The sequence below is a fragment of the Rheinheimera pleomorphica genome, from assembly GCF_011634895.1.
Lineage (GTDB): Bacteria > Pseudomonadota > Gammaproteobacteria > Enterobacterales > Alteromonadaceae > Alishewanella > Alishewanella pleomorphica.
In genome coordinates this window covers 93,878-105,542 of record NZ_SIRR01000031.1, presented here as the reverse complement: position 1 = coordinate 105,542, position 11,665 = coordinate 93,878, and the positions used below count along the sequence as shown (strand labels likewise).

6 protein-coding genes and 3 tRNA genes are annotated in these 11,665 nt (G+C 52.3%); 5 read left to right on the top strand and 4 right to left on the bottom strand.

Features of this window, described 5'->3' with window-relative positions:
* From EYB30_RS16785 to EYB30_RS16775, 3 genes are all read right to left on the bottom strand, one after another.
* Nucleotides 1-77 (bottom strand) — tRNA-Asn (locus EYB30_RS16785).
* 20 nt (nt 78-97) lie between these two features.
* Nucleotides 98-174, bottom strand: a tRNA-Asn gene (locus tag EYB30_RS16780).
* Between the two features lie 29 nt (nt 175-203).
* Nucleotides 204-280: transfer RNA gene (locus EYB30_RS16775), tRNA-Asn, on the bottom strand.
* Nucleotides 281-866: 586 nt separating this feature from the next.
* Here EYB30_RS16775 and EYB30_RS16770 point away from each other — a divergent pair.
* The 5 genes from EYB30_RS16770 to EYB30_RS16750 all read left to right on the top strand — a co-directional run bounded on the left by EYB30_RS16770 (nt 867) and on the right by EYB30_RS16750 (nt 10,341).
* The gene (locus EYB30_RS16770; RefSeq protein WP_166840365.1) at nt 867-2,216 is read left to right on the top strand and encodes an MATE family efflux transporter; all 1,350 of its coding nucleotides are present in this window, start codon (nt 867-869) and stop codon (nt 2,214-2,216) included.
* Nucleotides 2,213-4,210, top strand: coding sequence for an excinuclease ABC subunit UvrB (gene uvrB / locus EYB30_RS16765; RefSeq protein WP_166840361.1), 1,998 nt, complete (start codon nt 2,213-2,215; stop codon nt 4,208-4,210). The genes EYB30_RS16770 and uvrB overlap by 4 nt, the downstream gene beginning before the upstream one ends.
* 181 nt (nt 4,211-4,391) lie before the next feature.
* Nucleotides 4,392-5,483, top strand: coding sequence for an efflux RND transporter periplasmic adaptor subunit (locus EYB30_RS16760; protein WP_166840358.1), 1,092 nt, complete (start codon nt 4,392-4,394; stop codon nt 5,481-5,483).
* 2 nt (nt 5,484-5,485) lie between these two features.
* Nucleotides 5,486-8,551, top strand: coding sequence for an efflux RND transporter permease subunit (locus EYB30_RS16755; protein ID WP_166840354.1), 3,066 nt, complete (start codon nt 5,486-5,488; stop codon nt 8,549-8,551).
* Nucleotides 8,548-10,341: a M14 family metallopeptidase gene (locus tag EYB30_RS16750; protein WP_166840352.1), complete on the top strand. Its 1,794-nt coding sequence runs from the start codon at nt 8,548-8,550 to the stop codon at nt 10,339-10,341. The genes EYB30_RS16755 and EYB30_RS16750 overlap by 4 nt, the downstream gene beginning before the upstream one ends.
* A gap of 9 nt (nt 10,342-10,350) precedes the next feature.
* Here EYB30_RS16750 and EYB30_RS16745 read toward each other — a convergent pair whose 3' ends face one another.
* Nucleotides 10,351-11,628: an acetyl-CoA hydrolase/transferase family protein gene (locus tag EYB30_RS16745; RefSeq protein WP_166840349.1), complete on the bottom strand. Its 1,278-nt coding sequence runs from the start codon at nt 11,626-11,628 to the stop codon at nt 10,351-10,353.
* Nucleotides 11,629-11,665 lie beyond the last annotated feature (37 nt).

The following is an 11,665-nucleotide window of genomic DNA, read 5'->3' as shown; positions in this document are numbered from 1 at the left end:
TGGCTCCCCAGACTGGACTCGAACCAGTGACCTACGGATTAACAGTCCGCCGCTCTAACCAACTGAGCTACTAGGGAATAGAATAAAACAGAGAAATTGGCTCCCCAGACTGGACTCGAACCAGTGACCTACGGATTAACAGTCCGCCGCTCTAACCAACTGAGCTACTAGGGAAGGGTGTAACCTGAAATCGTGTTTGCTGTTGGCTCCCCAGACTGGACTCGAACCAGTGACCTACGGATTAACAGTCCGCCGCTCTAACCAACTGAGCTACTAGGGAACAGCATTCAACGGGGCGCAATACTAATGCCAGCTATACCCACTGTCAACACTTTGCCACAGGGATTTTTGCCTTGTTGTATCACTTGCGTAATGTTTGAACAAAGCCAGAGTGATTGTCAGCCAGCCTGGCCTGATCAGGCGCAAAAAGCCGCCCGTTTTATCCTTAATATAAAAATAGAGCGGGCAACAGATGTCTGGTGATAGCATTATGACAGCACGACGCTATACCCCACGCCCACTACACAGAGTTACCCACAGAATCTGTGGATAACTCTGTGTACGGCCAGGGTGTTAACGGGGGCAGGGCTTATGGTTATTGGTTTAGCTGCAGGTCAAGCAACTTGCGACGAAAATATATATCAAGTTAAATCAGTGGCTTAGCAAAAATTTGTCACGGGGGCTTTTTAATCGACTGGTTGCAGAACTGGCACAAATTAAGCACGGCGGAATTGTGAACTGTTTTTAGGCTGTGGTGCGTATCAAGGACAAACGGTCAATTATTAACGGCAGATACGGCCAAATTAGCATAGTGTGTGCCCGTGCTTTTCTCTACAATAGCGCCATGCCGGAATAACTGTGTATTTATGACCACTGCCACTTCTTTAACACAAGACCCGATTAAACCAACGCTGGTAGCGATGACGTTGCCGATGCTGGTGGGCATGATCACCCTGATGACCTTTAATCTGGTCGACACCTTTTTTATCAGTATGCTCGGCACAGTGCAACTGGCCGCCATCAGTTTTACCTTTCCGGTATCTTTTACCCTTATTAGTTTATCGATAGGTTTAAGCATTGGTACCTCTGCGGTTATTGCCCGGGCACTGGGCGCCAAACGACTAACCGAAGCCCGCACAGACGGCCAGGTTGCTTTGTGGTTGGGGGCGGCGCTGGTGGCCTTGCTGGCGTTAATCGGTTACCTGTGTACCGTGCCCTTGTTTACTGCGCTTGGCGCAGGTGCTGAGGTAATGCCTTATATCCGGCAGTATATGGATATCTGGTTTGCCGGTGCGGTGTTATTGGTGTTGCCGATGGTAGGTAATGCTGTACTGAGGGCGGCGGGTGATACCAAAACGCCAAGCATGATTATGGCCGGTTCTGGCCTGGTCAATGCTGTGCTTGACCCGCTGTTGATATTCGGCCTGGGGCCGATCCCCGCACTGGGCATGCAAGGCGCGGCTATTGCAACGCTGATCTCCTGGATAGTGGGGTCAGTGCTTATTATCGCGTTATTGCTAAAACGGGACCTGATAGCCACACGCATGATCGCGCCAGCCGCGCTGTTTAGTATCTGCCGTAAAATTTTACGCATTGGCCTGCCAGCCGCAGGGGCCAATATGCTAACCCCTTTGGCGATGGGGGTACTCACTGCCATTATGGCCAGTTATGGTGCAGCAGCCGTGGCAGCCTTTGGCGTTGGTGCCCGGTTGGAAAGCATCGCCTGCCTGGTGGTGCTGGCCTTATCAATGACCTTGCCACCTTTTGTCAGCCAGAACTTTGGCGCCGGTTTAATGCAGCGGGTTCAGCAAGCGTATCGTTTATGCGCCCGCTTTGTGCTGCTGTGGCAGTTTGCGATTTATCTGCTGCTGGCGCTTGGCGCCATACCGCTGGCCAGGTTGTTCAGTGACGAAGCCGAAGTTATCAGTATTATCAGTCAGTTTCTGTGGATAGTACCGCTTGCGTATGGTTTGCAAGGCATTATTATTCTGACTAACTCGTCGTTTAATGCGCTGCATCAGCCCGGCAGTGCGCTGATTTTAAGTGTTATCCGGCTATTTGTGTTTTATGTGCCACTGGCCTGGCTGGGCGGTAAACTGTATGGTGTGACTGGGTTATTTATCGGCTGCGTGCTGGCAAATATTTTAACCGCAACGCTGGCCTGGTTTTGGTTTAACCGTGCCGTGGTGCGCACGTCACAGGAGAGTATGGTATGAGCCGCGACTTTGAGCTTCGTTCACCTTATCAACCTGCCGGTGATCAGCCCGAGGCCATAAATAAGCTAGTGGATGGTTTGCAAGCTGGCCTGGCACATCAAACCCTGTTGGGGGTTACCGGCTCTGGCAAAACCTTTACCATGGCCAATGTGATTGCCAGGGTGAACCGGCCAACGTTGATTATGGCGCACAATAAAACGCTGGCGGCGCAGCTGTACGGCGAAATGAAGGAGTTCTTTCCACATAACGCCGTGGAATACTTTGTCTCTTACTATGATTACTATCAGCCAGAAGCCTATGTGCCCTCAACTGATACCTTTATTGAAAAAGATGCCTCTATTAATGAGCATATAGAGCAGATGCGTTTATCCGCGACCAAAGCACTGATGGAGCGGCGTGATGTTGTCATTATTGCTTCGGTGTCGGCTATTTACGGTTTGGGCGATCCTGAGTCCTATATGAAAATGCTGCTGCATTTAAAAGTCGGGGATATTGTCGATCAACGCTTTATTTTACGCCGGCTGGCCGAGCTGCAATACAGCCGTAATGATATTGAGTTTCAGCGCGCAACTTATCGGGTACGGGGAGATGTCATCGATATTTTTCCGGCAGAGTCAGACGATGTTGCCGTGCGCGTAGAGCTGTTCGATGAAGAAATTGAACGTATCAGCATCTTCGACCCGTTAACCGGTGCGGTGGAAAAAGTCGTCACCCGTTATACGGTGTATCCGAAAACGCACTATGTTACGCCCAGAGAAAAAATTCTTGCGGCGGTAGATGAGATAAAGGTTGAGTTAAAGCAGCGCCGCGACGAGCTGATGGCGAATAATAAGTTGGTAGAAGAGCAGCGCCTGAGCCAGCGTACCTTGTTTGATATCGAAATGATGGTCGAGCTGGGTTACTGCTCGGGTATCGAAAACTATTCGCGCTATTTATCCGGTCGCGCCAATGGCGAACCGCCGCCAACCTTGCTGGATTATTTTCCCGCCGATGGTCTGATGTTTATCGACGAGTCGCATGTCACTATTTCGCAAATCGGCGCTATGTATAAGGGCGATCGCTCGCGCAAAGAAAATCTGGTTAATTATGGCTTTCGTCTGCCGTCGGCCCTAGATAACCGGCCGCTGAAGTTCGACGAGTTTGAAGCCATAGCGCCACAGCGTATTTATGTCTCGGCTACGCCGGCAGCTTATGAGCTGGAGCACTCTGCGGGTGAAGTGATAGAGCAGGTGGTGCGGCCAACGGGCTTGGTTGACCCACAAATTGACATCCGGCCGGTAGCGACACAGGTGGATGATTTGCTGTCAGAAGCATTTGACCGGGCGAAAAAGCGTGAGCGGGTGCTGGTGACCACCCTGACCAAAAAAATGGCCGAAGACTTAACCGATTACCTGAACGATCACGGTGTAAAAGTGCGTTACCTGCACTCGGATATTGACACCGTAGAACGGATGGAAATTATCCGTGACTTGCGTTTGGGTGTGTTCGACGTGCTGGTAGGCATTAACCTGTTACGCGAGGGCCTGGATATTCCTGAAGTGTCATTAGTGGCGATATTAGATGCGGATAAAGAAGGTTTCTTACGCTCTGAACGTTCGTTAATTCAGACCATAGGCCGGGCGGCGCGTAACCTGCAGGGCAGGGCCATTTTATATGCTGACCGCATTACCGGCTCGATGCGCCGGGCGATAGATGAAACCGAGCGGCGGCGCGCCAAGCAGCTGCAGTTTAATTTTGAACATGGTATTGCACCGACGGCAATAACGAAGAAAATTGCCGATGTGATGGACCTGGGCCAGGACGCTAAGGCATCCTTACCTATGGTGGCGGAAAAAGTGAAGCTTATCAAAGGTAAAACACCGTATCAGGTGGAAGCTGACATTAAGCAGCTGGAGCAAAAAATGCTGCAACATGCCCGCGAGCTGGAATTTGAACAGGCTGCGGCACTGCGCGACCAGGTGCATTTATTAAAGCAGGCGTTACTGGAAATTTAAGTTTAAAGCAGCAGCTTGGTGCTTTATCGACACAAACCCGCTGTATATAGCGGGTTTTTTCTTACCGGGGTAAAAAAGTTGCTGTGAGCCAATGATTTTTAAGGTTAAATAAGGCGATCTGGTCAGACTTGGCTAAGCTTGCTCTGTACCTTGCTTTTGTTACCGTTTCAGGATGATACCTATGTCACGCTGCTCGCCATTATTGCTTAGTGTTTTTTCTGCTGTTATTGCGTTATCTGCCTGCTCTAAAGTTGAACCCGAGCCATTACCGTCACCAGTGCGACCTGTGAAGTTGCATCAGGTAAGTGCTGAGGCGCAAGGCGCGGTCAGGCAATTTCCGGCCGTGGTAGCGCCAACAGAACGCGCCAGCCTGACGTTTCGTGTTAGCGGTAAGCTGGTGCAATTAGTTGCCCGTCCGGGGCAAATGGTCGAGAAAGGTGAGCTGCTGGCCAGGCTGGATGACACTGATTTTAAGTTGAAGCTTGACCAGGCCAAGGCCCGTTTTGAGCTGGCGCACACCCAGTTTGTCCGCGCCGAGCAGCTGATTGAGCAAAAGCTGGTGTCGCAAGCGGTGTTTGATGAAGCCAAAGCCCAGCTGCAGGTAGCGCAAGCCGATTTATCTACCGCCGAAACCGCACTGAGCTATACCCGACTGGAAGCGCCTTTTGCCGGCAACATTTCCCGTCTGCTGGTTGAAAACCACGAAAATGTCGCGGCGCAGCAGGGCATAATGGAATTGCAGGTGCGCGATCAGGTTGATGTGGTGATCCAGGTGCCGGAAGATGTGATCTCCAACGTGCGTAAAGATTTTGATTATCAGCCCGAAGTGGTGTTCGACTCTCATCCGCAGTACCGCTATCGAGCCCGTATCCGCGAGTGGGATACGCAGGCCGATCCTGCTACCAATAGCTTTAAAGTGGTATTTAGCATGCCCACACCAACCGAATTTAATGTGTTGTCCGGCATGACGGCCAATGTTATTGCTGAGGTCAGCAAAATAAGTACGGCGTACACTGATGCGTTATTTATTCCTGCCAGTGCCATCTTTATGCCAGCAGATGTGAGCCTGGCACAACAGCATAGTTTTGTCTGGGTGTATGACGCCAATACGGGCAGTGTCAGCAAGCGCCAGGTCAGTGTTAGCAGCCTGACCAGTGCCGGTGCAGCGGTAACTGCCGGCTTGGCCGCCGGGGAGCAGGTGGTCAGTGCCGGGGTACAGCAATTAACAGAGGGGCAGAAAGTCAGGCCCTGGGTGCGTGAGCGGGGGCTGTAACCATGGATCTGGCCCGTTATTTTATTCGCTACCGCACCTCTTCGTGGTTGTTCGCGGCTATTTTGCTGTTTGGTGGCATTGTCTCTTATCTCGGTCTGGGGCGGTTGGAAGATCCTCAGTTTACGCTGAAGCAAGCGTTAATTATTACCCAGTATCCCGGCGCGTCACCTACCCAGGTGGAAGAGGAGGTTACCTACCCACTGGAAAACGCCATTCAGCAACTGCCGTATGTTAATCATGTCACCTCCGTGTCCACTGCCGGTTTGTCGCAGCTGATGGTGGAAATGAAAGATACCTACCGCGCCAAAGCGTTAAAACAAATCTGGGATGAATTGCGGCATAAAGTCAACGATCTACAGCCGCAGTTGCCGCCCGGTGTGCGGCCACCGCAGGTAAAAGACGATTTTGGTGATGTGTACGGTATCTTGTATGCCGTCACCGGTGATGGCTACAGTGATGATGAACTCAGAGACTATGTTGACTTTCTGCGGCGGGAATTAGTGCTGGTGCCCAGTGTCGGTAAAGTGGCGGTTGGTGGTGTACAGCAGGAGCAGGTGATCGTTGAAATTTCCAGGCCGCGCCTCAGTGCACTTGGCATAGCGCCACAAACCTTATCGGCCTTATTGCAAAGCCAGAATATGGTGGCCAATGCCGGTTCAATTAAAGTAGGACCGGATCGGCTGCGCATTTACCCTACCGGCGAGTTTCAGTCGGTGTCGGAGCTGGAAAGCCTGATTATCTCCAGTCCGGATTCAAAAGAGCTGATTTATCTGGGCGATGTGGCCCGGGTGTATCGTGAAAATGCCGAAGTACCGGCGCAGTTGATCCGCTTTGCTGGTCAGAATGCATTAACGCTTGGCGTATCTTTTTCATCTGGCGTCAATGTGGTGGAGGCCGGTGCGCAAATTCAACAACGTTTAACTGAGCTTGAATATAACAAGCCGGTGGGCATGGAACTGCATACTATCTATAACCAGCCGGATGAAGTGGCCGGTTCCGTCAGGGGGTTTATTGTTAATCTGGCCGCTGCCGTAGCCATCGTCATAGTAGTATTGCTGCTGTTTATGGGGTTGAAAAGCGGTGTGCTGATTGGCCTGATTTTGCTGCTGACGGTGCTGGGCAGCTTTATTTTTATGCGGCAGATGAATATTGAGTTGCAGCGGGTGTCGCTGGGGGCGCTGATTATCGCGCTGGGCATGCTGGTCGACAATGCCATAGTGATCACTGAAGGTATTTTAATCGGCATGCAGCGCCGGCTGAAGCTGGCGGACGCGGCCAGTTTAATTGTCAAACAAACGCAATGGCCGCTGCTGGGCGCAACGGTTATCGCCATAGCGGCGTTTGCGCCTATCGGTTTGTCCAGTGATGCCACCGGTGAATTTGCCGGTAGCCTGTTCTGGGTGCTGCTGGTGTCTTTGCTGTTAAGCTGGGTGACGGCGATTACGCTGACACCCTTTTTTGCCAGTATGTTGTTTAAAGACAAAGTACAGATGGAGAACAACGCTGAGCAACCACTATATCAGGGCGCGCTGTTTAATGCTTATCGTACGGTGTTGATGTTGGCGTTGCGCTATCGCGCGGCAACCTATGCGCTGACCATTTTGCTATTGATCATGGCCGTTGTCGGTTTTACCAAGGTAAAACAGGTGTTTTTCCCACCGTCGAATACGCCGATTTTTCTGGTAGATCTATGGCAGCCTGAGGGCACCGATATCCGTCATTCAGCGGATGACGCCGTACGGTTGATGAATTATCTGGCCACGTTAGAAGGGGTTAGCCATGTTACCAGCACCAGCGGCCGCGGCGCTGAACGTTTTATGCTGACCTACCAGCCAGAGAAAAACTTTGCTGCCTACAGCCAGTTAATCGTGCGGGCCGAGCAGCGGGAACAACTGCCGGCTTTGATGCAACTGACCCGCAGTTATATCACCGAACATCTGCCGCGTTTGCAATATAAGCTGCTGCGGCTTGAAGTGGGACCATCAACACCGGCGAAAATAGAGGCCCGTTTTAGTGGTGCGGATCCGGATGTGCTGCGCCGCCTGGCAGAGCAGGCCAAAGCCATACTGCTGGCCGACGGCCGGGCGGTCAGTATCCGCGATAACTGGCGTGAGCGCACTAAGGTGATCCGGCCGCGCTTTAACGAGGCCATGGCTCGCCGCGCCGGCATCAGCAAACAGGACATTGATGAGGTGCTGTTAAGCAGTATGTCTGGCCGTACTGTCGGTATTTACCGCGATGGCACTCATTTATTACCCATAATTGCCCGCTCGCCACTGGCCGAGCGCGACAACCTGGATGCGCTTTACGACTTACAGGTTTACAGCAATAAACTGCAGCGCTATGTGCCGATAACCCAGGTGGTCACCGGTTTTGATTTGGTGTGGGAAGATGCGCAAATCCAGCGTCGTGACCGCAAACGCACCATTACCGTGATGGCCGATCATGACAACCTGTCGGATGATACGGCTTCTGCACTATTGGCAAGAGTAAAAGCAGATATTGAAGCCATCGCCTTGCCGACCGGTTATTTTCTGCACTGGGGGGGGGAGTTCGAAGCGCAGCAAAAGGCACAAAAAGCGCTGTTCAGCTCGTTACCGCTGGGCTATCTGATGATGTTTATTATTACGGTATTGCTGTTTAACTCAATGCGCAGTGCCTTAGTGATCTGGGCGTGTGTGCCGCTGGCGATTATCGGCGTCAGTTTTGGCTTATTACTGCTTGGTGCACCGTTCGGCTTTATTGCGCTGCTGGGCTTTTTAAGTTTGTCTGGCATGTTAATCAAAAACTGCATCGTGTTAGTGGAGCAAATCAAGCTGGAACTGGAAGACGGTAAGGACGCTTTTAACGCCGTGTTTGACAGTGCCGTCAGCCGGGTAAGGCCAGTGTCTATGGCGGCCATTACCACCATTTTAGGCATGCTGCCGCTGCTGGGGGATGACTTTTTTGCCAGTCTGGCTGTGGTCATTATGTTTGGCTTAGGCTTTGCTACCGTGCTGACCTTAGTATTTTTACCGGTGCTGTATTGCAGCATGTTTAACATTAAAACCGTACAGGAACCACAATGAAACTGTTCGTTGCTCCAATGTTTTGTGCCGGCCTTGTGGCTTCGGCTTTGGCCAGTGCCGCAGAAGACTGGTTACCCCCGTTACCGGCCTGGCAGGGTAGCAGTGAGGCACTGATAAAAGGCCGTGCAGATAACTGGGTCACTCCAGCCGAATTGACTGGGCTCACCGACAGCCCGGATTACGCAGCAACGTTGGCCTATATGCAGGCGTTGGTTGACAGCTCTGATTGGTTACAACTGGAGCAGTTTGGTGTCAGTCCGCAGGGCCGGGCGTTGTATTTGATTAAAGCCAGTAAGGCATTGCATAAAATCGCCAACAATCCGGCCCGGCCACTTTTGCTGGTGCAAGCGGGTATCCACAGTGGCGAGATTGACGGTAAAGACGCCGGTCTGATGTTACTGCGCGATATTGCCCATGGCAGTAAAGCGACGCTGCTGGACAATGCTGATCTGTTATTTATTCCGATTTTATCGCCTGATGGTCATGAACGGCGTGCTTTATATAACCGCATGAATCAACGTGGCCCGCTGCAGCAAGGCTGGCGGGCCACGGCACAAAATTTAAACTTGAACCGTGATTACGCCAAGGCCGATGCGCCGGAAATGCAGGCGCTGCTGGGCGTGATTAATCAGTATCAGCCCGACTTATACATTGATGTGCATGTTACCGATGGTGAAGATTACCAGTATGATGTTACCTATGGCTTTAACGAGCCCTTTGCCGCTATCAGCGTAAATTCGGCCAGTTGGCTGGCTAAGGTGTATCGCCCGGCGGTTAACACGGCGCTGGAGCAAGCTGGCCATATTCCCGGTCCGCTGGTGTTTGGTGTGGATAATAAAGATTTTAGCAAAGGCTTAAGCGGTTGGACGGCCAGCCCGCGTTTTTCCAATGGCTATGGTGATGTGCGCCACTTACCAACAGTTCTGGTAGAAAACCACAGCTTAAAGCCGTACCGGCAGCGGGTGCTGGGCACCTATGTGTTGTTGCAGCAAAGCCTGAAACTGTTAAATGAGCAGGGCAAAGCGCTGATACTGGCTCGCCAGGCCGATATGCAGGCGCGGCCAAAGCGAATGACATTAAGCTTTAAAGCGGCGGAGCAGGCCGATGTTATCGATTTTAAAGGTATCAGTTACGAGCTGCGCCAATCTGCGATCAGCGGCGACAGCTACGTCGCCTGGACCGGTCAACCAAAGCTATACCCGCAACTGCCGGTATATTGGGACAAGGTAGCTGATAAAGAGGTTGCCATACCGCAAGCCTACTGGATACCGCCAGAGCAACAGCTTGTCATACAGCGGCTTAAGCTGCACGGCATTGCAATAAGTGTATTAGACAAGCCGCAGAAAATCAGTCTGCGACAGCTCAGTGTTAGCGACTATCGTTTTGCTGACAAGCCGTTTGAAAGCCGGCTTATGCTCACTGACGCCAGCTTTGATGCGGCGGTGCAAAGCCGCAGCCTGAGTGCAGGTTGGGTTAGGGTCAGTACCGATCAACCGTTGGGACGGCTGGCGGTAGCTCTGCTGGAACCGACGGCACCGGATTCCTTCTTTAGCTGGGGCTTTTTCCCGGGCATGTTTGAACGTACCGAGTATTTTGAGCCCTATGCCATAGAGCCGTTAATTGCCCGTATGCTGGCGCAGCAGCCAGCGTTGCAGCAACAGTTTGAGCAAGCACTGGCAAAGGATGAACAGCTGAGAAACAACCCGCGTGAGCGTTATAACTGGTTTTACCGCCAAATGCCGTTTTATGACCAACAGTACCTGAAATACCCGGTATTCATTGAGCCCTAACCTTAGCCGTTACAGCGCCAGGCCCCAGTCGGTGCGGGCCTGCTCGGTTAACGCGGCGCGAAATTGTGGCGCCGCAATGTTAATCAGCGCTTGCGCCCGTTCAGTCAGGCTTTTACCGCGCAGGTTCGCTATGCCGTATTCGGTGACAATATACTGCACATGAGCGCGGGTGGTGACCACGCCGGCGCCGGGGCTGAGCATGGAGCTGATGCGCGACACGGTGCCAGCGGCGGCCGTGGCGGGCAGGGCGATAATGGCGCGGCCACCTTCCGATAAGGCTGCGCCGCGAACGAAGTCCATTTGACCGCCAACACCGGAATAAATTTTTGTGCCCAGTGAGTCGGCGCAAACCTGGCCGGTTAAATCAACCTGCAATGCACTGTTAATGGCCACCACTTGCGGGTTTTGCCGGATCACAGCGGTGTCATTGGTGTACTCTACATCCAAAAAGACCACCTGCGGATTGTCATGTATAAAGTCATACAGCTTTGGGCTACCCATAGCGAAGGTGGTGACAATTTTGCCGCGATGTTTGCGTTTATTCTGGTTGGTAATAACGCCTTGCTCTATCAACGGCAGCACGCCGTCAGAAAACATCTCGGTGTGTATACCCAAATCTTTTCGATCTGTCAGGCAACTTAGCGTTGCATCCGGAATAGCGCCTATACCCATTTGCAGACAGTCACCATCGCGAATAAGGCTGGCCACATGACGGCCAATTTGCCGGGTAATATCATCCTGTTTTGCAGCCCTGTGCAGTGGCATAGCGCTGCTATGTTCGACATAACGGTCAAACTGGCTGATATGCACAAAAGAATCACCGTGGGTGCGTGGCATTTGCGGGTTAACCCAGGCGATCACTTTTTTCGCTACCTGCAGCGCAGCACGGGTGGCCTCTACTGAGACGCCCAGGCTGCAAAAGCCATGCGCGTCCGGCGCGCTGACCTGCACCAGTACCGCGTCCAGCGCTTGCTCCTGGCTGCGAAACAGCTTGGGCACCTCTGATAAAAATATCGGCACATAATCGGCCTGGCCGCATTGCACCGCAGCGCGGGTGCTACTGCCAACAAAAAAACAGCGTTGCCGCAAATGGCCGCTAAGCGCTTCGTCGCAAAGTATCTCGCTGTGCTCTGTATGCAGCTGTAATAACGTCAGGTTGCGCCGTTCAAGCGCCACCTTGGCCAGTGCCTGTAGTAAAAAGTAAGGGGTAGCGGCCATCGAATGGCACCAAATCGTATCGTTATCCTGTAAAACACAAAGCGCTTGCTCTGCGGTATCAACGCGCATAAAAACTCCGGGCTATCTTAAACGGCTATATTGGGCA

What these genes read in the sequence shown, in the direction of transcription:
- EYB30_RS16760 (WP_166840358.1), top strand. Translation starts at nt 4,392, where the DNA reads ATGTCACGCTGCTCGCCATTATTGCTTAGTGTTTTTTCTGCTGTTATT.
- EYB30_RS16750 (WP_166840352.1), top strand. Translation starts at nt 8,548, where the DNA reads ATGAAACTGTTCGTTGCTCCAATGTTTTGTGCCGGCCTTGTGGCTTCG.
- EYB30_RS16770 (WP_166840365.1), top strand. Translation starts at nt 867, where the DNA reads ATGACCACTGCCACTTCTTTAACACAAGACCCGATTAAACCAACGCTG.
- EYB30_RS16755 (WP_166840354.1), top strand. Translation starts at nt 5,486, where the DNA reads ATGGATCTGGCCCGTTATTTTATTCGCTACCGCACCTCTTCGTGGTTG.
- EYB30_RS16745 (WP_166840349.1), bottom strand. Translation starts at nt 11,628, where the DNA reads ATGCGCGTTGATACCGCAGAGCAAGCGCTTTGTGTTTTACAGGATAAC.
- uvrB (WP_166840361.1), top strand. Translation starts at nt 2,213, where the DNA reads ATGAGCCGCGACTTTGAGCTTCGTTCACCTTATCAACCTGCCGGTGAT.